We start from the raw sequence: 24,395 nt of genomic DNA, 5'->3' as shown, positions 1-24,395 counted from the left end.
ATTGTAAAAAAGATTTTGAATTATTGAAAAAAAATAAAAAACAATAATTTAATACATAAAAAGCCTAGATGAGTACTAGGCTTTTTATGTATTGCAAATATATTGCTAATATATCTTTCCAATATTTCTATATGAAATTGTTTTCATATTTTTATTCATAATTTATATATATATATATATATATATGGGATACTTTAAAATAAAAATTTAAAAGGAGAAATTATGAAAAAAAATATAATATTTACACTATCATTGTTACCACTAGCAACATTACCAATTGTTGCGGTATCATGTGAAAACTTGAGTCCTAAATAAAAAGAAGCTAAAGAATTATTTGATAAATATATGGAAATATTAGAAAAAACAAATAAATCATTGAATATACCTGTTCAACAAGAATTAAAAGACATTCAAAAACAAGATTGATCAAAATTAACTGATGCTGAATGTGATGCTTTAATAATTATGTATAAACCATTATTAGAATTATTAGAGAAAACACCAATACCAACAACCGGAACAATTTAATTAAAAAGCCTAGACAACTACTAGGCTTTTTATGTATTGCAAATCAATATACTATTTGTTATAATAATATAAATTATGAGCATGAATCCACTATACCAAAAATGAGCTAATACAAGGTCTTCAGATACAAATTTTTTGAATTCGTTATTAAGAATAAATAAGAATATAAAAAACATTAATGAAACATTTAGTAAAGGCATTAAGTTTATAAATAATAAAATAATTGCTAAAATGGGTGCCGGAACAAATCTTATTAATGAATATACAATAACATGTATAGCTCAAAGTTATATTTCAGGAATTGAAAAAACCAATAATATAAAGTTGTCAGAAACAAATGGTATTTTAATATATTTTGATAATACAAGAAATGCAGAATTGTATAGCAATATAATTGCAAGAGTTTTTTCTGACGCAAATATTAAAACTCATTTTGTTAGCGAATCTAAAACTTTACCATTTACATTTGCTAAATATACAGTTGATAAAAATAATCTTTTTGGTTGCATTGTTATATCAGGCAATATCGAATCCAGTGATGTTATAGAATTATCTTTTTATAAAAAAGATGGTTATTTTATAAGCAAAAAGGAAATAATGGCAATTTCATTTGCTATTAATCAAACAAATTATTTATCACTTGATTTACCAACTGATATTATTTCATATCAAATGCATCATAGTTTAAAAAATTATTTACAAGACATTTTAAGTTCTTATGAAACAAATGATTTGGATAAAAATATTAATGCATCATTAGCGTTTAATCGTAGAGAAACATCGGATTTCTATAAGTTTATTTTTAGTAAACTTGGATTAAATTTTAATTATAGTAATAATGATTTTTATAGAATGAAAACAGATTTTAAAAATGCAAAATCAATGAATAATGTTATGCTTAAGGCAAAATTAAAGAAAAGTGATTATGCTATGCTTATTGACCATAAAGGAAAAGGTGTTAATATAGCTGTTAGAATTAAAAAACACTTACGTTATTTATCAGCTGGTGAAATTACAACACTTTTTACTTGATATCAAAATAAACTAGGAAATAAAAAATATTCAATAAAAAGCCACTATACAAATGGTTGCCTAACTAAAAAAATAGCCAACAAATATAACTACAATTACGAAGAATTTAACGAATATAACAATGTTTTTGAAAATAATAATGTTGATTTTATAGCGGGAAATAAGAATAAATTCTATTTTAAAAAATTTAATTATGTTGAATACGATGGGTTATTATTTATTCTTGAGTTTCTTAAAATGGTAAGTTATTTTAGAAAAAATAACTTGAGTATTGAAAAAATTCTCGAAGATCTTGAAAATAATTATGGTTTTTACCATGATTCATACAGTTCAGAATATATAAATCATGAATCATCACATAGATTTTTTAATCGGATAAAAAATGTTGAAAAAATAAATAACTTAAAAATTTTAAATGTTGAAGATATATCGTTAGGTACATTAGATACAAATAATAAAGTTATTAAAATTACAATGGAAAATAATATTACACTTATACTTACATATTCAATAATAAATAAACGGTTATCTACACACTTAAACATAATTAGTTCTAAAAATCAGACTTTAAATGAAATGATTCTTATCGAAAGAAATATTTTAACAGAATTAAATCTTTATAAAGAAACAAATGATATTAAAAGAATAACTTTTTTCGACTTTGTAAAATATTCATTTTACTCATTACTTTTAATCGGAGTTATATTATTCCTATTTAATGTTGTTTGGAAAATGGAAAATGAAAATAAATCAATTTTCGAAAATATGAAGGTGATGATTTTTCAAAGTCAAGCTACAAGATGAGGATTCTTATCAATTATTTTTTTAAATGTAATTAATATACTAAGTTCCGGCTTATTAACTATCCGAATCATGAATTACCAAGGGCATAAAATTAAAATTCATCATGCTATAATCGCCTCATTTTTAGGTGTCGTAGTGCAAAATATTACTCCAAAATCTGTTGGAGCCGAAATTGCTTTTTATTGATATTTAAGTAGAAAAGGGTACAATAAACCATCGTTATTAGCTACAGCAATTTCCTCAGGTCTTGTTTGACAGTTAAGTAATTTTTTGATGACAATTATTTTTGCTCCAATAGGTATCACCTTATTTTTAGATTATTTCACAAATAGTGATACAAACACCGCAATATTTATTGTTTTTCTAGTACTTGGTCTTTTATGTGATACTGTTATTGCATTGATTGTGTTTTTGGTTACGTTAAATGGTAAAATTCAAGCATTTTTAGTAAATATTATTATTTCATTTTTCCAATGATTCCTATTTACAAATATATATGACCCTCGAACCAAAATAGCTAAATATGTCTATAATTTTAATGAAATAAGAAAAGGTATTCAAATCATTTTTAAAAAATGATGACAAATTATTGAACTAGTATTTTACAAATGAATACCTTGACTTATTAATGGGCTTGCAATATTTATTATGACTTATAAAAATAATAATGAGACAATTATTAACATTGAAAATTTAAAAGGTGGATCATATATAACTATTTTTTCTGCTTTATCTTTATCAAGAATCGCAAACTCATTATCAATAACACCGGGCGGAAGCGGAACATATGAATACTTTACAAAAACATTATTTTCTGACATTTTTATCGACACAACAAACTCACCTCTTGGTTTGAAAAATTCTAAAAATGACTGAGCTTCAATTATAACTGCGATTAATTCAATTGGTACTTTATTCCTTCCTACAATATTTTCAGCATTATTATTCCTTAATATTGGAATAGGTGAAAAATTAATAGATAATGCAAATAGAAAAATAAGAAATGAACAACTTTTAAATAATCAAAATACAATATATATCAAGAAAAAATCAATATTTTACTCTGTTTCATTATATTTTTGGTTAATTATAATTCTTGTTGGTTTAATCGTATTTTTAGTAATATAAAAAACACTAAATTAGTGTTTTTTTATGCCAAAGTAATAAACATAATAAGCATTGTTATACTAAAGAAAATAAGTGTAGCAATAGCATCGCTTAAAGTTGATAACAAAGGAGCGGATAAAACCGCGGGGTCTTTTTTTAATTTAATTGCTATTACAGGAATAATAGTCCCTAAAATTTTTGAAAATACAATAACAAGAAACAAGGCTAATGATGAAGCAAATGAGATAAGTGAATATATTTTAGGATTTTCAAGAAATATCTTATTCGCTGCTAAAAAATAAAGAATTAATCGTATAAAGTTTGCAACAAATAGAATAAGCCCAGTTATTAAACTAACTTTTAATTCTTTTCATATAATTTTTGATGTTTGATTAGATCTTATTTCCCCAAGCGCAAAAGCACGCGTAATTGTGGTTGATGATTGACTACCGGCATTCCCGGCACTACCACTAATTACTGGTATCATACCAACTAATATAGCACTAGAAACACCCGCACCTGCAATTTGAGTACCTACCTTATCAGTAAAAATTTGTATAACTACTTGCGATAGAGTTGAACCTAACATTAAAATAACTAACCAAAATATTCTTGACTTAACTATATCTCATGTAGATTTTTTTAAGTATGGTTTTTCTGCATCTTCAGCACTAATACCGGCCATTTTATAAATATCTTCAGTAGCCGCCAAGTTAATAACGTCAATAATATCATCAGATGTAACCATACCAACCAAACTGTCTTCTTGATCAACAACAGGAAGAGCTGATAAGTCATTTTCGGCTAATATCTTAGATGCAGTTTCAATATGATCCATTGTTTTTATTTTTGTAACCGGAAACATTAAATCTTCTAATTTTTCATTCTTATCACTAAATGCTATATCTTCCAAAGTGACACTACCTACAAGCTTTTTTTGATCATTAACTACATAAAAATAGTGTGACATTTCTGATTTACGATCCTCATATTCTTTTTTAATTTTTTGAAGAGCCTTTTCACTTGTGTAATTAGTTTTTAAAACAGCAATATCAACTACCATTATGGAAGCAACGCATTCGTCACTATAATTTAAAAGTTGATTGATTGTTTTTCGTTTTTCTTTCGGGATTATTCTTAGTAGTTTTTGTGCGATATTCGCTGGCATTTCTTCTAAAATGTCCGCTATTTCATCAGTTTTAAGTTCTTCAATTAATTTTATATTATCCGAATCAGCAAATTGCTCAATTAATTTTCATTGAAAATCTTTTTCAAAATATGAAAAAAGTTCTGCAGCATCCTCAGTACTTAACATTTTAAATAAAATTAATATTGAATGAGCGTCAAAATCTTTTAATTCTTCTGCAATTGCGGGAATAGGTACTTCTTTAAAATATTGTCGAATTGATTTGATATCTAAATTATCAATATATTGTTTAATCATTAAATATTAATCATTTCCACTAATTTTTCTTGGAATAATTTAGTATCAACTTCAACATATTCATTTTTTCTCATAAGAGTTACTTTACCTGTTTCTTCACTAACAACTATAGTAATGGCATCCGAGATTTCACTAATACCTATTGCTGCACGGTGACGTGCCCCATATGAATTATCAACAGATTTTTTTGTTATTTTATAAAATGTTGATGCATATACAATTTTATTACCTCTTATTATTATTGCTCCATCATGAAGAGGTGATTTTTTATTAAAAATACTAATTATTAAACTACTTGATATATTAGCATCTATAACTACTCCATCTGTTCTAAGATTGTCTAGATTATCATTATTTTCTATAGTTATAATTGCCCCAGTTTTTGTATTGCTTAAATATTCTATCGATTCACGCAATTGATTAATTAATCGTAACTGAGTAGATCGACCCATATTACCATATGTTGAAGAATTCTTGAGCTTAAAAATTAGCATAAACTTACTAATTAAAAATACAAAAAGCATAACAAAACATAAACTAGTTAATATACTAACAAGAATTAAAGTTATTTTTTCCATTTTCACCCCCTAAATATTGAAACATTTCCATTGTATAGTCTATATTATATAATAGTTTTTTTTCTAAATAGTATAATAAAAATGTAATAAAAATTACACTCATAAATAGGAGAAAAATGAAAAAATTTATTGAAGATATTCAACTAAAAGATAAGAAAGTTTTATTAAGAGTTGATTTTAATGTGCCAATGAAAGATGGTAAAATTACATCATTAAAAAGAATAAAAGCAGCTCTTCCAACAATTAACAAAATAATTGCTGAAAATGGTAAAGCAATTTTATTCTCTCACTTAGGTAGAATTAAAACTGAAGAAGACAAGGCTAAGAAAAATATGGCTCCTGTTGCCGAAGCTTTATCAAAAGAACTTAATAGACCAGTAAAATTCGTTAACCAAACACGTGGAGAAGAACTTGAAAAAGCAATTAATGAATTAAAATCTGGAGAAGTATTATTATTCCAAAATACTCGTTATGAAGATTTAAATAATAAAGCAGAAAGTAAAAATTCAGAAGAATTAGGTAAATACTGAGCTTCATTAGGTGATGTATTTATTAATGATGCATTCGGAACAGCACATAGAGCACATGCATCAAACGTAGGTATTTCTTCAAACATTAAAGAATCAGCACTTGGATATTTAATGAACAAAGAAGTTGAAGCGTTATCAAAAATCGCCAACAATCCAGAACATCCTTATGTCGCAATTATTGGTGGGGCTAAAATATCAGATAAAATAGGTATTTTAGAATCTCTTGTAACAAAAGTTGATAAATTAATTATTGGTGGTGCTATGGCTTACACATTCTTAAAAGCACAAGGACACACAATCGGAACATCTCTTGTTGAAGATGATAAATTAGAATATGCAAAGAATTTCTTAGAACAAAATGCATCAAAAGTTGTTCTTCCAGTTGATCACCTTATTGCTAAAGAATTTGCTGATGTTAAAAGCACAGTTTCAGGGATAGATATTAAAGATGGTTACATGGGCTTAGATTTAGGACCTAAATCAATTGAATTATTTAAAAAATCATTAAAAGGTGCTAAAAGTGTATTTTGAAATGGACCAATGGGTGTTAGTGAATTTGAAAACTATAAAAAAGGTACATTCGAAATTGCTAAAGCTATAAGTGGATTAAAAGGTGTATATTCTGTAGTTGGTGGAGGTGACTCTGTTGCTGCTATTGAAAAATTAAACTTTGAAGATAAATTCTCACATGTATCAACAGGTGGTGGAGCTAGCCTTGAATTATTAGAAGGAAAAGCATTACCTGGTGTTGAATCTATTCAAGACAAATAAATAATCATTAAATTAAAAAAAAATTGCGAATATTAATCGCAATTTTTTTTATATCTGTTTTAATATAATAATTACATGAAAAGTAAGTTATTAAAATTCTTATTATTTACAACATTATTAATTTCTAATATTCCTTGTATATCATGCAATAGTAATGATGACAATAATAAAAAAATTGATTCAGAAATAGCAAAAGATATAGAAAAAATTGAAAATGCATTTAATAAAATTGTTGTAGATTACAAAGATAAAAATCAAACATTAGTTAATGAAGTTAAAATTGACAAAATAGTTGTCGATAATTCTAAAATTGAAAAAAATATAAAGATATCAAAAAAATTAATTTTAGATCAATTCAACAAATATTCGGGTGATATATTTGTTGAAATTTTATTAGAATATAAAAATCAAAAAATAAGTAAAATCTATAAAATTTATGGATTTATTACTGAAAATTTTAATTTTCATGATTTTATAAATAGAATAGAAATTGACATAAATAATGAATTAAAAAAATATAGCGCAACAAATATTCTTCCCGAACATATAATTATTAATGATGATAAGAATGAATTAAATTGCGTATATATTTCAATTAATGAAAATGATATTAAATGCAATAAAAACAATGGATATGTAGAAGTAAATATAAAATTTACAAACAAATATACCCCTAATGAATCATTAACTAAAAAATATCAAATTAGTGGATTTAATATTTATAAATTTAATTGAAAAAATCATATTAATAATGGGAATGAATTAATTAGTTTTATAAAAAATAACGAATCAATTAAAAAAATACAACAACTTACAACAAATAAAACATTAGATATACATATATACGAAGGAAAATTTTATACTAATGATTCTTTTACCAAAGAATCAGAGTTGGTTGATATATTTAAGATAAATAAACACATTAATCCTTTATGAATAAATACTATTAACAAGGAAATTTTTATTGATAATGATAAAAAAATAAAAGTAAACATTGAAAATGTAATAGGCTATAAAGAATTAAATACAAATTCAACCCCTATTTCTATTTTTATTGAAAATGACTCAAACAAAAAAACATATTATTTGAAATGATATTTTACAAAAAATGATAATTCATTAGATAAATTAAATGAATATAAATTAATGTTATTCGAAGAATAATCCTATTGAAAAAGGTATAAAAAAATGGCGGGTTAGAAAGGATTTGAACCTTCGCGGGAGTTGCCTCCCCTACAGTCTTAGCAGGACCGCCTCTTCAGCCTCTTGAGTACTAACCCAACGTTTTAATATTATACAATAAAAACATTTTATAATAAGTTAAATATTTATGTGTTCATACTTTATATATAGTATTATTGATATAATTTTAATATATATAGTAATGGAGGGTTATGAAAGAAAATAATTATAAGTTTGCAGCCGTAGATATTGGCGGAACGAATGTGCGCTTTGCCACATTTGATAAAAATGAAAAAATTAAAGATAAATTACGCTTTGATGTTGATGTAAATGATTATAAAAAAACACTCAACAAAATAATAGAATTAATTAATAAATATGAAATTGATGCAATAGGAATGGATTTCCCTGGTCCTGCAGATTATAAAAAAGGTATTGCAATTTGCTTACCTAACTTAATTAGTTGAAACGGGCATAATTTAAAAGAATATTTACTAAATAATTGTAAACGCCTTAAAAAAGTAGAATGTGACAATGATGCTAATGTCATGGGGCTTGCAAATCACTACTATTTTAAACGCGGAATAAATGATGTCACACAATTTTATACACTATCAACAGGATTTGGAGCAGGATTAATTATCAATAACAAAATATATACTGGTGCTTATGGGCTTGCACAAGAAATAGCGCGTGCTCCATGAGGAAGTGTTTATGATGAAAAAACATATCATCTTTTACCTTATTCTGCCGAACTTTATGTATCAGGTACAGGTATTTCGCTCCGAGCTAAAACTAAAAACAAAAATTGAAGCACTAAAGAGGTTTTCGCAAACTATGAAAATGATAATATTGCAAAACAAGTCATAGATGAAGGTATAGACACATTAGCAAGGACTATTTCATCTTCAATGGCTTTATTAAATCCAAATTTATTTGTTTTTGGAGGAGCTGTTGCTCGCTATAATAAATGATTTGTTGAAAAAGCAATAGAAAAAGCTAAAGAAATAACTGAACCAACACACTTTAAAAATGTTGAATTTAAATTTGAAGAATTAGGCGATGATTCAGCATTATATGGTTTATATTATCTAATAAAGCATTCATTTTAAATTTAAATTCAACTATATACACAAATATAAACAACTAATTTAAAATATTGTAAAATAATAAATAATGTAAAAAGGAGAATTATGGCAACCAAAACTACAAAAACTACTAAAACAGCTAAAGTTACAAAACCTAAAACAACTACAAAAAGAGCAAGTACATCAGAACGTTGATATTGCACATTAAGAGATGGTGGACACCATAAAGATTTTTGAGTTCTTAAACCTGCAAATAAAGAACCAATTGATGAATTTGATAACATTGGAGATGCTGTTGATGCATTTAAAAAATTAAACATTACAGGTACTTTATGATTCCAAAAAGGTGGAAAATACATAAGAACAATTAGATCTCTTCGTTCAGAAGATGGATTCGAACAAGTTATTGTTGATTCAGAAGATGATGAAGAAACAAAAAAACAAAATGAAAAAAGAATGAAAGAAATCAAAAAAGCACATGCTAGTTTGGTTCTTGTAAAAAAAGAAAATAAACCTATAGAAGATGAAATCATTGAAGAAAAAACAGAAACTGAAGAACCTATAGAAGAACCACAAACTGAAGAAGTTGTTGAAGAAAAACTAGAAACTGAGGAACAAGAAAATATTAAAGAACCTGATACTGAAGAAGTTATTGAAGAAAAAACACAAGATACTAATGAAGTAAAAACTTCAGAAGAAACAAGCACAGAAAAAACATTGCCTGAGGAATCGGAAAATAATGATGATAAAACACCTTCTGTTACAAAAGAACCAGAAAAACAATCACCATTATCTCTTGAAGAAAGAGTTTCAATTCTCGAAAAAGAAACTAGAGAATTTAGTCATTCAATGCACTCACTTCGTATTCATAATATAGAAAATAAAACAGGAGCAGGTCTTAAATTTTTAATTGCATTTTTCATAATTTTAACAATTATAATGATTGCTGTATTAGCTTGTTTAATTGTTGATCACTATTATCCATTTATTGATGATTTAATCAATAAATTCTTTAAATAAATTTCTTTATTTTAAAATTAAATTTATAAAAAGTATTATTATTAGTTAGTCATGAAAAATTTGCATTTTTTTTGGAATTGATGAATATCTTTTAATATTATTTTTATTATATTTTTTATGACATTTCTGCCAGTAAATTCCAATCTTTTATATGGTTTTTTACTTGGCTCACTTACTATAACTATTAGCCAAATATCAATACAAATAGCTACTAAATATTTGGAAAAAAAGAAAAATTCTTTTTTAATCATTATCATATTAAGATGAATTTTTAGCACTTTTCTTATGTTGGGTGTAGTTATTTTTATAATTTTATTTAATTCAAAATTTGCGACATCAACTCTCGAAAATATTCAAATTAAAATAAATCTTTTTAGTTTTATATTCGCACATTTTTTGTTATTAATTTCTATGATGTTAGGCTATATGAGTAAAGGAGGTTAGATGCAAAATATTAAATTAGACATGAAACTTAGAGATGTCGATTATCCAATGATTGTATCTTTATGTTTTGTAGTTATAGTGTGTGCGATAATATCTATTTGTGTTTTTGTAAAAGTTAGAAACATAAAACCACATCAGGCACCAAAAGGGTTAGCACTTATAGCCGAACAATATTATTTAACAGTAGTTAATACATATGATGATGTTTCTAGTAATAAATTACCAATTGTAAAACCTTATATATTTAGTTTGGCAACCTTCTTACTTCTTGGCAACATTGTTGGATTAATAGGATTAGAAGCGGTGTCTACAAGTTTTACAATTCCATTGTTTTTTGCATTTATTTCTTGATTCGGTATTTACGTAGTTGGAATTATATTTCAAAAATGAAGATTTATAAAACGTTACATGAACCCAACACAAGTTTTAGGAGATTTTGCTCCACTTATATCATTAAGTTTTCGTATGTTTGGAAACATTATTGGTGGAACTACAATACTTTTATTATTCTATTCATTTATAGGATGAATAACAAGTTTTATCCCCGTTATAAATTCATCAATATATACTAAATATATTTTAGCCCCGTTATTTACACCGTTTTTACATTTATATTTTGATTTATTCGGTGGTTTAATTCAAGCATATGTATTCTTGATGATAACATCTATTTCATGAGCTTCTGAAGTTGAAACAGTTCAGAAAAAAATAAAACAAAAAAAACCTGTGGCTATTTCAAGTAAGGCTGCAGCAGCAATATATTAAGGAGAAAAATGATTACAGAAGTAGTAACAAAATTAGCAGAAAATGGCGCATCAGCAACACCAGATATAAACATGGGATTAGTAGCGGTAGGTGCTGGTTTAGCAACTATTGGCGTTTTTGGTAGTGGTATTGGACAAGGTGTTAGTGCCGGTCGCGCCGCTGAAGCAGTTGGCCGCAATCCAGAAGCCGCATCTAAAATAAGAACAATTTTACTTATATCTTTAGCAATTAGTGAAAGTCCTGCACTATACGCATTTATTATCGCTCTATTATTAGTAACTAAAATTTAATGACGAGTAACGTTAAGACATATTTATCAAAAGGTGATATAAATGTTAATGAAACATTTCAAAAACTATTTCCTAACATTCCATTACTAATAGCAGTAATTATTGCCTTTATCTTAATTTTTTGTTTTCTAACATACTTTTTCTACAAACCTGTTAAAAAAATGTTGGCAGACAGAAATAAATTTATTCAAAAAAACATTGATGACTCAATAAAAAACAAAAAAAACGCACTCGAGTCATCAAATGAAGCGCAAGAACGATTAATGAATGCAAAAATTACGGCAGCAGAAATTATTGATAAAGCTAAATTTGAAGCCGAAAAAGTTATTATGGAATATACTAATCAAGCACACAAAGAAGCCGAATTAATAAAAGCTAATGCTGAATTAGAGCTAAAAAATGAAAAAGAAAAATTTGAAAAAGATTCAAGAAAAGCAATTTTGGATGTTGCATTTGAAATTGCTAACAAAATTATTCAAAAAGAAATTAAACATGATGATGAGCAAAAATTAATTGAGGATTACTTTAAATAATGATTACAGATTCTAATTATTTAAATTATTCATATGCTATTTTTGAAATAGCACAAGAAGATAATAAAATTTCCACTTTTAACAAAAATGCTCATGATTTTTTACATATTATTGAAACAAATGAAGAAATTGTTGATTATTTAAGCGCGGATGAAACCCTTCTTGCATTTAAACATAAAGATGATTTATTAGACAAAATTTTGAAAGGTATGAATATTAATTTTATTAATGCAATAAAACTAATAGTCATTGACAAAAAATCTAGATTTTTACCCCAAATATTACAAAATCTAATAAAAAAATTAAATATTAAAGAAGATATTTTAGAAGGAATTATTTTTACAACTAAAAAAATACCAGCAAAAACAATAAAACAATTTGAAGAAAAAATAAGTAAAAGAAAAAATAAGAAAGTTGTTTTAAAAAATAAAATTGATCCAGAAATAATATCTGGTTTTAAGATTGTTTTCGATGATCACATCATCGAAAACAACATTGAATCTCAACTTAAAGATTTAAAAGAACAACTTTTACAAAGGGGTGCTTATGGCGATTAACTCAAGCGATATTTCGGCGATTATAAAAGATAAAGTTAGAAATTTTAAAAGTCGCATTAACTATAATGAAGTAGGCAAAATAATTACTATAGGTGATGGAATAGCTAATGTTAGTGGTATCAATAATGTTAAAAATGGAGAAATAATCATTTTAGGCGAAGATACCTATGGCCTCGCTCTTAATTTAGAAGAAGATTTAGTTGGAGTAGCTATTTTGGGAAATGACCAAAAATTGGTTGTAGGAGATCCTGTTAAAAGAACATATAAAGTGGCATCAACTTTTGTTGGCGATGAAATGCTTGGTCGTGTAGTTAACGCACTAGGAATACCAATTGATGGAAAAGAAAAACTAAAAACTAAAAATACTAAAGAAATTTTTGCTACAGCTCCAGGTGTAATGACAAGAAAAAGTGTTAATGAACCTCTTGAAACAGGTATTTTAGCTATAGATAGTATGATTCCTATTGGTAAAGGACAAAGAGAATTAATTATCGGTGATCGTCAAACCGGAAAAACAGCGATTGCAATTGATGCAATAATTAATCAAAAAGGTAAAAATGTTAATTGTATATATGTAGCAATAGGGCAAAAAAACTCTACTGTTGCCCAAATTGTAAAACGTTTAAAAAATAATGATGCATTATCTTATACTACAATTGTTATTGCCGGAGCAAGCGAACTTGCGCCTATGCAATATATTGCACCTTATACTGGAACAGCAATTGCAGAAGAATGAATGTCAAAAGGTAAAGATGTTTTAATTGTATACGATGATCTAAGTAAACACGCTGTGGCTTATCGTACCATGTCATTACTTTTACGTCGTCCACCAGGTCGTGAAGCTTATCCAGGTGATGTTTTCTACTTACACTCGCAATTGCTAGAACGTAGTGCAAAAGTAAATGAAAAAAATGGTAATGGAAGTATAACTGCATTACCAATAGTAGAAACTCAACAAGGAGATATATCTGCATATATTCCTACAAACGTAATTTCTATTACTGACGGACAAATTTTTACTCGTGAAAATCTATTTAATGCTGGTCAAAGACCTGCTGTAGACGTAGGTTTTAGTGTTTCACGTATTGGTAGTTCTGCACAAACAAAATTAATTAAACAAATATCCGGAAGTTTAAAATTAGCCTTAGCACAATATAATGAAATGCTTTCGTTCTCTCATTTTGGTAGCGACTTAGATGTATCAACAAAAAATATATTAGATAGCGGTGCTAAAATTTATAACTTATTAAAGCAAAATCAATTTTCACCAATAAACCAAACAATTCAGGCTATTATAATTCTTTCTATTAAAGAACAAGTTATTAATCCATTACCTAAATCAGAAATTTCTAATTTTAAATTAGAAATAATAAATTATTTTTCAAAAAATGCAAATGGTTTACAAATAACAAAACTTTTAGAGCAAGACAAAGAATGAAATAATGACAATATGTCATTAGTATTGAAAGAACTTTTAAAAATCAAAAACAAAGTTATTGCACAAATTCCAAACTACGATCCAAGTTTATATCAAAAATTACCTAACAAATTACAAGAATTAGAAAATAATAATGGCTAATTTACAAAAATCAAAAGAACGAATTCGTGCTGTAAACAATATTAAAACAATTACAAACGCAATGCACCATGTAGCTGCTTCAAAAATGAATAAAATAATGACTCGTTATGAACAGCATAAAAAATACCATACATTATTTATGCATATTTTTGATGACTTAAGAAGTAGATTAAGTGCTCATGAAATAGATAATTTATTTGTTGGTAATAATTCAAATAATAAACTTTACATTATTATTACAAGTGATATGGGTTTAAATGGTAGTTATAATTCTAATATTTTTAAATTAACAAACAAAGTTCTTAAAACAAATGATTTATTATATATTTTTGGAAGTAAAGGATTTAGTTATTTTAGTGAAGATAGATATAAAAATAAAATAGTTCATCATGACATAGATACTGGTGATATTGTTGATTATAGATTGGCTAATAAAGCGGCATTAATAAGCACCTATTTGTATAGAAGCAACCAAGTTAATGAGGTATATATTATTTATACTGATTATGTTAATAATATAACTTACACAGAAACAATTTTAAAATTGTATCCTTTCGAAAAAATATACACCAAACAAACCTCACCGCAACAACTTATTGATTTTGAACCAAGCGAACAAGAAGTTTTATCAAATGCTATTCCTTTGTATTTAGCAAGTAATATATATGAAAAACTTATGTCTAGCAAGCTTTCAGAAACCGCATCAAGACGTTTTGCCATGGAAAACGCAACCAAAAACGCAAATGAATTAATAGATAATTTAAAACTACAATATAACAGAGATAGACAAGCTAAAATAACGCAAGAAATTGCCGAAATTATAAGTGGAGTATAGGAGAAATATGAATAAACAAAATATAGGTAAAATAGTTCAAATTATTGGACCAGTAGTTGATGTTCGATTTGATAACGGAAAATTACCAAACCTTCTTAATGCACTCGAACTTACCTTTGAAGACAATAAAATTGTTTTGGAAGTTTCACAACATATTGGCGATGATGTTGTGCGTTGTATATCAATGGTTTCAACAAATGGGTTAGTTAGAGGATTAGAAGTTTATGATACAGGAGCCCCTATAAGCGTTCCCGTTGGTAAAGAGGTTTTAGGTAGAATGTTTAATGTATTGGGAGAACCAATTGATGATTTAGGTCCTATAAATAATAAAAAAACTTCTTCTATTCATAGAATTGCCCCTTCATATGAAGCGCAAAATGCTACTTCTAGCATTCTTGAAACAGGGATTAAAGTTATTGATTTACTAATTCCTTATGCAAGAGGTGGAAAAATAGGTCTATTTGGGGGTGCTGGTGTTGGTAAAACAGTTCTTGTACAGGAACTAATTGATAACATTGCTTCTGAATATGGTGGAATAAGTGTTTTTGCAGGGGTTGGAGAACGTACAAGGGAAGGAAATGATCTTTACTTTGAAATGAAAGATGCTAAGGTTTTAGATAAAACAGCTTTAGTGTTTGGTCAAATGAACGAACCTCCTGGAGCTAGAATGAGGGTTGCTTTAACAGGTTTAACTATGGCTGAATACTTTAGAGATGAAGCTAAACAAAATGTATTACTATTCATTGATAACATTTTTCGTTTTACGCAAGCCGGTAGTGAAGTTAGTGCCTTGCTAGGTCGCATGCCTAGTGCAGTTGGTTACCAACCTACTCTAGCCACTGAAATGGGTCAACTACAAGAAAGAATTACATCAACTAAAAATGGTTCTATTACATCAATTCAAGCAATTTACGTGCCAGCTGATGACTTAACTGATCCAGCTCCCGCAACAACATTTACACACCTTGATGCTAAGACGGTTTTAGATCGTAATATTGCTGCACTAGGAATATATCCTGCAGTAGATCCGCTAGCTTCTAGTTCAAGATTACTTGATCCATTTGTTGTGGGGCAATCACATTACAATATTGCTCAAAGTGTATTACAAATTCTTCAACGTTTTAAAGAATTACAAGATATTATTGCTATTTTAGGTATGGGTGAATTATCAGATGATGATAAAAAAGCAGTTGCTAGAGCAAGAAGAATAAGAAATTTCTTATCTCAACCATTTCATGTAAGTGAAAAATTTACTGGTATCAAAGGTGTTTTTGTACCATTAAAAGAAACTTTAAATAGTTTTAACGAAATAATAGAAGGTAAATACGACGATCTACCTGAAGAAGCATTCTTATATACCGGAACTATTCAAGATGTGATTGAAAAAGCTAAAAAATTAGGTTATGGAAACAAAGAAAATTAAACTTGAAGTCATTACTCCTTCCGGAGTAGCTATTGATAAATATGTATATCATGTTGTTGTAAAAACAACAAATGGTAATATTGGTTTAATGAGCGGACGAAGTCCTTTTATGGGTAATGTTGTTATTTCAATAATGGAAGTTTTTGAAGAAAAAGATCAAAAACCAATCTTATATGCTATTTCAAACGGAATTGTGTTAGCCACTAGTAATTTAATAAACATAATTACTGATTCATGTGAAAATAATCAACAAATTGATATTAATCGCGCAATTAGAAATAAAGATTACGCTCTTCGCAAAATTCAAGAACACAAATCTAGAGAAAAAATTCTCGAGTATGAACAAAAACTTAAAAAAGAAATTAATCGAATTAATTTATATAATAAATAAAAAACAACCAATTGGTTGTTTTTTATTTTATCTACCTTGCGTTTCAAACGGAATACCAAGAGCTTTAGGTGATTTAGAATTACGTTGTGTAAATACTAATACAAATATTGTTATAGCATATGGAATAATCCTAAATAGTTCAGCATTAACAACACCAACAAGAGGTGTTAATAAAATGTTTTCTGCAAAGGTATATATGAACCCAAAGAATATAGATGAAAGAATTATATATGTTGGTCTTCATTGACCAAATATAACCATAGCCACAGCTAAAAATCCTACCCCTTTTGTATTTCCGTTAAATGTAACACCAGAATATTGAAAGAACAATGCTCCGGCTATACCTGTAAAATATGAACTTATTAAAATGGCTATATATCTTGTTTTAATAACATCGATTCCTAGACTAGCGGCAGCTTGAGGATTTTCTCCAACTGTTTTAATTTTAATACCTAATTTTGTTTTATTTAACATTAATATTAATAATCCTATAATAACTATACCCATTATAGATGCAATATTTATTATTGTTCTAAAATCATCTTGACCAGCACCATATCTTCATACACCATTGAAAACATTGATGTATTGAGTTGATTCTTCATAACCTGGGTTTATTTTGGTTGTTATAATAAACAATGTTACTGCAATAGCTAATGTATTTAGGGCAATACCTGCTATTGTTTGATCTGCTTTTAATGTAACTGTTAAAAATGCATATACTAGTCCAAAAATCATTGGAATAATACCAGACAACAAGAAAATTCATGTTTGATTAACTGGCAATGTGTTTTTAAGTGTGTTTGCAATTAATGCATAATTAAGTCCACCAAAAATCATAAAACCATCTATAGAAAGGTTTGTTGTTCCTGAGCGCTCTATAATGCTTCCGCTAAATGCGGCAAGAGCCAATATTATAATAAAAGTAACCGAGCTTATAAATATAATATCCATTATTTTTCCCCTTTCTTTTTGTATATTTCCAATTGTTTATTTAAAATAAGTAAATTATATTTCTTTATATTTTCATTCCGTTCAATTTTTCACTCTTTTTCATACTCATTTTTATTTGTATTATTAATAACTTTTTTAAATTTATCATCAATAGAATTTAATTCAGTTTTTTTCATTTCTTTTAACTTTAATACTTCAGGATGTTTGTATGTATTAATTTTGGCATATGTTTTATTTCAAAATTGTTCAACAACATCATTACAATACGAATTTTTATAAATTCTATAATCATTTTTAATTGATTTCATATTAGATATATATTTTACTTTTTCATTTTTTAAAAAATTAATATAATATTTTTCTTCTTCTAGCGAAATTATATAAAGAAGTTTTCTTTTATTCATAGAAAATTCTTCAATCGAAATATCTTTTGAATTTAATTTAGATTTAAGTTCATTCATTTCTTTAATAAAATTAAATTGTAAATATTTTTTGATATATGAATGATAATTTAAGCTTTTAGCTAATTCAAAGTTTTGATAATTCATTTCATTAGTATTTTTTACTTTTAATTTAAAATTTGTAGCTATTTCATTTTGTTCTGTTAAATATTTGTTCGATATATTTTTATAATTATTTTTTAGATCTTCAATTTTATCTCTTAAATCTTTTCTTTTAAATTTAATGTCATTATTCAATAGTTCGATTATCTTATTTCTTGCTCAAATATATGGATGAACTTTAGCAAGTGCTGATGATAAAGAGGCAAAGATTATTATTATACCGATAACCAAACCAAATGTTTCCTTACTCATGTTTGCGCTTCCATACGCAAATCCTGTACCTTGAAATATTATTCCATAAAATATACCGGCAGGAATTGAACCTAATGGAGATGAAAAAGCAAGCAATGTTACAGTAATGGCCTCAAAACCAACGCTATCTAATGAACCAGTGAATTGAGGAATACATTTTTGAATCGATGAATAATATAAATAACCTCCAGCACCAATTAGGGCTCCAGAAAATATCATTGAATAAATAGTTGTTAAACGATTATTTATACCAGAATATTTTGCAGCATTTGTATTTAAACCATTTAATTTCATACTAAAACCAAGTTTTGTATATTTAAAGACAAATACAACAAAACCTATTATTGCAAGAACTATCACAAAAACTAAAGCGACTTCAAAAAATGAATTTGTATCTATTTTATAATGATCTCCAATGGTTTTTGATCCATCACCTAATTTGTGTCTATACTTATCTAGATCAGTTAATACTTTTACAAAGTAATAAACTATCCAGTTTAACATAATTGTAGCAATAACTTCATGAACATTAAAAAATGCTTTTAAAAATCCTGCAACCCCTGATAACAGCGCGCCCACAATTATTGAGAAAACTAATAAAATTAATACTCATAATAAATGCGGAATTTCAGGGAATGGATTATTTAATGAAATAATTACAGACAATCCCCCAGCTAACATCATTTGTCCTGCGGCACCAATATTAAATAACCCTGTTTTAAAACTTATACCAATACCACATCCAACTAAAATAAAAATAGAAATACTAATAACTGTTTTATTAAATTCACTAGAACTTAAAGGTTCTGTAAAAAGCGAAATAAATGCAGCACTAATACTTGCTTCCCTACTAAAAACATCCAATAACATCGGTAAACATGAAACAAGTAATCCTAAAAAAATTGCAAAGATTGATCCCTTTATTTTATTTATAGGCCCAGAAATTGAATCTCCACGCAAATACTTTAAAACTTTTATTCCAAAGTTGTTTATTTTTCCCATCTTAATCCACCTTTCTCGCCATTAGTTCGCCTAATTTATTTCTAGTAATCTCAGAACCAGTAATCATACCTTGATTAGTTCCACTATTAAGAACAACTACACGATCAGCGAGAGCTATAATTTCATCTATTTCATAACTTATTAATAAAATAGCTTTATTTTGTGTTTTAGCATCAATAATGTATCTATGAATAATGTTTATAGCACCAACATCTAAACCACGAGTTGGTTGAGATATAATTATTAATTCACTTGGTTTTGAAAGCTCTCTACCAACTATAAATTTTTGTTGATTACCACCACTTAATCCTCTAGCTATTGATTTGATACCATTTGAACTTCTTACATCAAAATTATCAATTATCTTTTGAGAAAATTTATTTATTTCATTATAATTAATAATTTTCTTTTTTGAAAATGGATAATCAGAAATAATTTGTGAAACACCATTTTCAGACAAGTTTAAATCTAATACAACACCATGTCTATGTCTATCTTCTGGAATGTGAGCCATTCCCGATAGGTATTTTGATGCTATATTCATTTTATCTAACCTAATTCAAAAACGGTTTTCATCTTTATCTTTTACTTTATGTTTCAATAATGTTTTTTCATATTTTTTTGCATTTTCTTTTAAAACATAATGATTTGAATTTTTAGCAGCTAAATAAAATTTATGATAATTTTCCACCATTTTTACTAGATTATTTCTTAGATTTATATTGTTTTTAATTTCATCTAAGTGTAAATAAAAATTATTTTTATATTCCTCAATTAAACTATCATCATAATCAAATTTTTTAGCATTATTTTCTTTTAATATCTTGTTTAATTCATTTAATGTTATTGGATAGTCACGATCTGTTTTTATTTTATTTTTTATTAGATTTATAGAATCCAAAAAACGCATATGAACATTATTGCGTTTATCAACCATAAAATTAATAACACCACTTTTAATTGAAGAAAGTCCTGAAATAGCATTAATTAATTCACTTTGTCCATTACCTTCAACTCCCGCAATACCAACAATTTCTCCAGCTTTAATACCTAATGAAAAGTTTTTTAGACCAAGAACATTTTTATAGCCCTTCTTATAGACATTTAAATTTTCGATTTCGAAAATAACATCATCATTTACTTCTTTAAATGTTTTATTAATTTCTTTTATTTCTTCTCCAACCATAAGTGTTGATAATTCTTTATGCGTTATAGTTTTTATATCAACATTGGCTACAAATTTACCCAGCCTTATAACAGTACCTGTATCAGCAACTTTCTTTAGTTCATCTAATTTATGAGTAATCAAAATAATTGTTTTTCCTTTAGATTTTAAATCAATTAAAGCATCTAAAAATTTATCAATTTGTTGGGGACTAAGAACTGCTGTTGGCTCATCAAAAATTAAAATTTCAGAATCACGATATAACATTTTTAATATTTCTGTTCTTTGTTGTTCAGCAACTGAACAGTTGTAGATTTTTTTGTTTAAATCAATTTTAAAATTATATTTTTCCATTAATTGTTTAACTTTTTTTCTGGCCAATGAATAATCCAAAAACACTCCCGCAATAGTATCTTCATCATTTAAAACAATATTTTCAAGCACAGTAAAGTCTTCAACTAATTTAAAGTGTTGGTGTACCATCCCTATACCTAGCAAATTAGCCTTAAGAGGCGAATCGATATTTGCTATATGGTCATTAATATAAATTTGACCACTAGTAGGTTTATATAGACCAAATAATATTGACATTAATGTAGATTTACCAGCACCATTTTCACCAATTAATGCATGAATTGTATTAGGTTTAACTTGTAATGTAATATTATCATTAGCTTTAAAGGTTCCAAATACTTTAGTAATATTTTTCATTTCTACAGCATACATATAACTCCTTTTAATAAATATAATGTCTTATTATTATATATTAATATTATTTACTATTAAATATAAAAACAACACCATGTGTGGTGTTGTTTCATTTTTAATATTATTTATTAAATTCGTCTGCTTGTTTATTTAATTCTTCTATTTTTTTGAACCATTCATCTTTAGTTTGTCCAGTTCATGCTCCAACAGGATTACCTTCACCTGTTGCAAATTTTTTGATATTTTCATCATTTTTTATTTTTTCATATAAATCATTTGCTTCTTTATATTTACCACCAGCCAATTTTTCAGATGGACTAGAGAATGAAACTAAACCATTAGATAAATTACCAATCGTTGTTTCGCCAACACCTTTAATGTTACTTTCTAATTTTATTTTTTCTAAGCTATCACTTAATTTAAAATCAGGTGATGATTTCATATCGTCTTTTCTAATTTTTATATATACTTTAACAATAGCATCTTTAAGATTTTTTTCTACTGAAGTTAAGAAAAACTCACTGTGTTCTGAGAATAATATTTTTTGATCAGTATCAACACCTATAATTTTTATTCTATTTTTTACTTCATCTTTTTCTAAGGCTAATGCATCAACAAGATTTTTAGTTTGACTACCTGCAACCGGCATTATTATATCAGCACCATTTTGAATTAAAGTTTTAGCTAAATCTGTACCCCCTTCAGGAGCAAAACCAGAAGCAAATTGTTTATCATTATTACCTGTTAACACAAACTTAACCGCTTTAGCTTTAGGGTTTGTTTTTTTGTATTCTGGTAAAAGTTTTTCATTATAGTATTTAACACCATTTATAAAACCTGTTATAAAGTCTGTAACTCCAGGAAAGTTACCACCACCTCAAGACGATACATTAGGTGTTTCATCTTTTACTATTTCCACTAAATATTGAGCCGCATACACACCTACAAAAAATGCTGATTCATTTGTGTTAAATGTAATACCTGCAACATTATTTTTAGATATTTCATCAGATCAAAATGGCGCAGGTTTTGGTTTCGCATCATAGTCTATTGGATTATTAATTTCATCAACTAAAATAAATTTCATTTTAGTATTTTTGTTATTCTTAAAATAATCACTCATTGCGGCCACATGATTAAAACCAGGAGCCAAAATATACTGAGTACCTTTTTTTTCTGCAACTCTATAACCTTTTGAAACCTCTATAGCACTATGTTCAGTGGGACTATTTGTCAAGTTTACAACATTAAGACCTGTCCCTTTAGTAATAATATCAAGAGCTTCTTTTCCTTGTTGGTTAAATGATTTATCAAAAATCGAACCCCCATCAGTAACAAAGAACACTTTTCCTATTTTATCTTGAACTGCTAATTCTTCTTCTGTATACTTAGGTCCACATGATGTTGTAGCAAGCACACTAATGCCAGCTACCCCCCCTAGAAGACCTAACATTGTTTTTTTAAATTTAGTCATCTTTCTTCCTTTCGATATATTGTATGGAAATATATCTATATTTATTATATATTATGAGTCTAATATTTTAGAAATTAAGTTGGTATAATTTAACATATTAAATTGAAAGGATATATATGCCAGTTTGAGCAACAATAACATTAATAGTTTTATCGGTAATATTACTTATAATTTTAATCTGAGTTTTATCAGGATTTAAAATAGTAAATGAGTCGTATTTTTGAAATATAGAAAGACTAGGAAAATACAAAAAGACATGAAAAAGAGGGATCCATTTTCTTTTATATGGTTTAGACAAAATAACTATTAAAAACCATTTTAAAGAACAAGTAAAAGATTTTCATGCGCAATCAGTTATCACAAAAGATAATGCAATTGTTGAAATAGATACAATTATATATTTTAAAATAGTTGATCCAAAATTATTTGCTTATGGAGTTGATAAACCATTACAAGCTATTAATGGATTAACTACAACAACTTTAAGAAATCTTGTGGGCGGATTAGAACTCGATGAATGTCTTGTATCTAGAGATCAAGTAAATGAAAAATTAAAAACAATTTTAGATGAAGCTACAGAGCCATGAGGTATTGATATTGTCCGTGTAGAAATACAAGAAATAACAATCCCTAAAAACATTGCGGAAGCTATGAACAAACAACTATCTGCAGAAAGAGAAAGAAGAGCAGAAATTTTAAAAGCTAATGCCGAAAAAGATGCAGAAATTCTTAGAGCTCAAGGTATTAAAGAATCAACAATTCTTCGCGCCGAAGCTGAAAATAAATCAATAGTACTTGATGGTGAAGCCAAATTATCATATTTACAATCACTAGGAGAAAGTAAATTAAATGATAAAATTCTACAATATTTATCAATTGAAGCACTAACAAAGTTAGCAAACGGAAACGCAACAAAAATTATTATTCCACCAGATCTATCATCAGTTGCTAAAATGATGAGTACAGTAACTGAGGTTATGAAATCATCTGTTAAAAAAGTTAATGAATCACAAAAAAACAAAAAGTCAAGCATAAACAATAAAAATTCAGAATCTTTAGAGGAATTTATAGATAGAATAGACAATGAAAAATAGGAACTATTATTATTAATAATTATATTTTTTATATATAATAGAAATACTTATTTTTTATTTCAAAATAAATTATAGAAAGGAACATATGTCAAGAGAAGATATGCTTACCGGAAAAAAAGCAATGACCGGCAACAATCGTTCACATGCTCTAAATGCTACAAAACGAAAATTTAACCTTAATTTACAAAAAATAACAATACACGATAATGGAAAACCAGTTACATTACGTGTAACTGCTAAAACTGCTAAAACATTAAAAAAACACGGACTAGTATAAAAAAA

At 26.9% G+C, this 24,395-nt stretch carries 23 protein-coding genes and 1 tRNA gene; 17 read left to right on the top strand and 7 right to left on the bottom strand.

Going from position 1 to position 24,395, the window contains the following annotated elements; all coding sequences use genetic code 4:
* The first annotated feature begins 222 nt into the window (after positions 1 to 222).
* From T380_RS04495 to T380_RS0102185, 3 genes are all read left to right on the top strand, one after another.
* Entirely contained in the window at positions 223 to 315 is a 93-nt protein-coding gene (locus tag T380_RS04495) for a variable surface lipoprotein (RefSeq protein WP_281171074.1), read from the top strand.
* A gap of 30 nt (positions 316 to 345) precedes the next feature.
* Positions 346 to 528, top strand: a complete 183-nt coding sequence (locus T380_RS0102190) for a hypothetical protein (RefSeq protein ID WP_027334181.1) — start codon at positions 346 to 348, stop codon at positions 526 to 528.
* A gap of 81 nt (positions 529 to 609) precedes the next feature.
* A complete protein-coding gene (locus T380_RS0102185) occupies positions 610 to 3,492 on the top strand; it encodes a lysylphosphatidylglycerol synthase domain-containing protein (protein WP_027334283.1) in 2,883 nt (960 codons plus the stop codon).
* A gap of 22 nt (positions 3,493 to 3,514) precedes the next feature.
* Here T380_RS0102185 and mgtE read toward each other — a convergent pair whose 3' ends face one another.
* Together mgtE and T380_RS0102175 are read right to left on the bottom strand one after the other, a co-directional pair.
* Entirely contained in the window at positions 3,515 to 4,915 is a 1,401-nt protein-coding gene (gene mgtE / locus T380_RS0102180; RefSeq protein ID WP_051599968.1) for a magnesium transporter, read from the bottom strand.
* Entirely contained in the window at positions 4,915 to 5,493 is a 579-nt protein-coding gene (locus T380_RS0102175) for a DNA integrity scanning protein DisA nucleotide-binding domain protein (RefSeq protein ID WP_027334281.1), read from the bottom strand. The genes mgtE and T380_RS0102175 overlap by 1 nt, the downstream gene beginning before the upstream one ends.
* A 116-nt stretch (positions 5,494 to 5,609) precedes the next feature.
* On the opposite strand from T380_RS0102175, the gene T380_RS0102165 reads away from it, so the two are divergent.
* Positions 5,610 to 6,794, top strand: a complete 1,185-nt coding sequence (locus T380_RS0102165; RefSeq protein WP_027334280.1) for a phosphoglycerate kinase — start codon at positions 5,610 to 5,612, stop codon at positions 6,792 to 6,794.
* A gap of 75 nt (positions 6,795 to 6,869) precedes the next feature.
* Entirely contained in the window at positions 6,870 to 7,958 is a 1,089-nt protein-coding gene (locus T380_RS0102160; RefSeq protein ID WP_027334279.1) for a hypothetical protein, read from the top strand.
* 25 nt (positions 7,959 to 7,983) lie between these two features.
* On the opposite strand, the gene T380_RS0102155 is transcribed toward T380_RS0102160, so the two are convergent.
* Positions 7,984 to 8,074, bottom strand: a tRNA-Ser gene (locus T380_RS0102155).
* 114 nt (positions 8,075 to 8,188) lie between these two features.
* On the opposite strand from T380_RS0102155, the gene T380_RS0102150 reads away from it, so the two are divergent.
* The 10 genes from T380_RS0102150 (at position 8,189) to atpC (ending at position 16,901) form a co-directional block, all read left to right on the top strand.
* Positions 8,189 to 9,088: an ROK family protein gene (locus T380_RS0102150; protein WP_027334278.1), complete on the top strand. Its 900-nt coding sequence runs from the start codon at positions 8,189 to 8,191 to the stop codon at positions 9,086 to 9,088.
* A gap of 81 nt (positions 9,089 to 9,169) precedes the next feature.
* A complete protein-coding gene (locus T380_RS04355; protein ID WP_036436893.1) occupies positions 9,170 to 10,084 on the top strand; it encodes a hypothetical protein in 915 nt (304 codons plus the stop codon).
* Between the two features lie 444 nt (positions 10,085 to 10,528).
* On the top strand, positions 10,529 to 11,293 hold the full coding sequence (locus T380_RS0102135) for a F0F1 ATP synthase subunit A (RefSeq protein WP_051599966.1): 765 nt from the start codon (positions 10,529 to 10,531) through the stop codon (positions 11,291 to 11,293).
* A gap of 8 nt (positions 11,294 to 11,301) precedes the next feature.
* The gene (locus T380_RS0102130) at positions 11,302 to 11,583 is read left to right on the top strand and encodes an ATP synthase subunit C (protein WP_027334275.1); all 282 of its coding nucleotides are present in this window, start codon (positions 11,302 to 11,304) and stop codon (positions 11,581 to 11,583) included.
* A complete protein-coding gene (gene atpF, locus T380_RS03930; RefSeq protein ID WP_051599964.1) occupies positions 11,583 to 12,116 on the top strand; it encodes a F0F1 ATP synthase subunit B in 534 nt (177 codons plus the stop codon). The genes T380_RS0102130 and atpF overlap by 1 nt, the downstream gene beginning before the upstream one ends.
* Positions 12,116 to 12,673 carry an ATP synthase F1 subunit delta gene (gene atpH, locus T380_RS0102120; protein WP_027334274.1) on the top strand — a complete coding sequence of 186 codons (558 nt, stop codon included), beginning with the start codon at positions 12,116 to 12,118 and terminating at the stop codon, positions 12,671 to 12,673. Before atpF ends, atpH begins: the two co-directional genes overlap by 1 nt.
* A complete protein-coding gene (gene atpA / locus T380_RS0102115) occupies positions 12,663 to 14,252 on the top strand; it encodes a F0F1 ATP synthase subunit alpha (RefSeq protein ID WP_027334273.1) in 1,590 nt (529 codons plus the stop codon). Before atpH ends, atpA begins: the two co-directional genes overlap by 11 nt.
* Positions 14,245 to 15,087 carry an ATP synthase F1 subunit gamma gene (gene atpG / locus T380_RS0102110; protein WP_027334272.1) on the top strand — a complete coding sequence of 281 codons (843 nt, stop codon included), beginning with the start codon at positions 14,245 to 14,247 and terminating at the stop codon, positions 15,085 to 15,087. Before atpA ends, atpG begins: the two co-directional genes overlap by 8 nt.
* A gap of 7 nt (positions 15,088 to 15,094) precedes the next feature.
* The gene (atpD, locus tag T380_RS0102105; RefSeq protein ID WP_027334271.1) at positions 15,095 to 16,510 is read left to right on the top strand and encodes a F0F1 ATP synthase subunit beta; all 1,416 of its coding nucleotides are present in this window, start codon (positions 15,095 to 15,097) and stop codon (positions 16,508 to 16,510) included.
* The gene (atpC, locus tag T380_RS03925) at positions 16,491 to 16,901 is read left to right on the top strand and encodes an ATP synthase F1 subunit epsilon (RefSeq protein WP_051599962.1); all 411 of its coding nucleotides are present in this window, start codon (positions 16,491 to 16,493) and stop codon (positions 16,899 to 16,901) included. Before atpD ends, atpC begins: the two co-directional genes overlap by 20 nt.
* 27 nt (positions 16,902 to 16,928) lie before the next feature.
* Here the strand turns inward: atpC and T380_RS0102095 are convergent, their stop codons facing one another.
* The 4 genes from T380_RS0102095 to T380_RS0102080 all read right to left on the bottom strand — a co-directional run bounded on the left by T380_RS0102095 (position 16,929) and on the right by T380_RS0102080 (position 23,019).
* Positions 16,929 to 17,855 (bottom strand): ABC transporter permease, encoded by a 927-nt coding sequence (locus tag T380_RS0102095; RefSeq protein WP_027334270.1) that lies wholly within the window; start codon positions 17,853 to 17,855, stop codon positions 16,929 to 16,931.
* Entirely contained in the window at positions 17,855 to 19,672 is a 1,818-nt protein-coding gene (locus T380_RS0102090; RefSeq protein ID WP_027334269.1) for an ABC transporter permease subunit, read from the bottom strand. Before T380_RS0102090 ends, T380_RS0102095 begins: the two co-directional genes overlap by 1 nt.
* Before the next feature lies 1 nt (position 19,673).
* The gene (locus tag T380_RS03920; RefSeq protein WP_036436891.1) at positions 19,674 to 21,563 is read right to left on the bottom strand and encodes an ABC transporter ATP-binding protein; all 1,890 of its coding nucleotides are present in this window, start codon (positions 21,561 to 21,563) and stop codon (positions 19,674 to 19,676) included.
* A gap of 103 nt (positions 21,564 to 21,666) precedes the next feature.
* Positions 21,667 to 23,019, bottom strand: coding sequence for a BMP family lipoprotein (locus T380_RS0102080; protein ID WP_027334268.1), 1,353 nt, complete (start codon positions 23,017 to 23,019; stop codon positions 21,667 to 21,669).
* Positions 23,020 to 23,135: 116 nt separating this feature from the next.
* Here T380_RS0102080 and T380_RS03915 point away from each other — a divergent pair, with 116 nt between their 5' ends.
* Both T380_RS03915 and rpmB read left to right on the top strand, forming a co-directional pair.
* Positions 23,136 to 24,113, top strand: a complete 978-nt coding sequence (locus T380_RS03915; protein WP_036436888.1) for an SPFH domain-containing protein — start codon at positions 23,136 to 23,138, stop codon at positions 24,111 to 24,113.
* An 85-nt stretch (positions 24,114 to 24,198) separates the two neighbouring features.
* Positions 24,199 to 24,390 carry a 50S ribosomal protein L28 gene (gene rpmB / locus T380_RS0102070; protein WP_027334267.1) on the top strand — a complete coding sequence of 64 codons (192 nt, stop codon included), beginning with the start codon at positions 24,199 to 24,201 and terminating at the stop codon, positions 24,388 to 24,390.
* Positions 24,391 to 24,395: the final 5 nt, after the last annotated feature.

The organism is Mycoplasma elephantis ATCC 51980, assembly GCF_000687815.1.
Lineage (GTDB): Bacteria > Bacillota_I > Bacilli_A > Mycoplasmatales > Metamycoplasmataceae > Mycoplasma_H > Mycoplasma_H elephantis.
The sequence above is the reverse complement of the archived record's forward strand: the minus strand, read 5'-3'. Positions and strand labels throughout refer to the sequence as shown.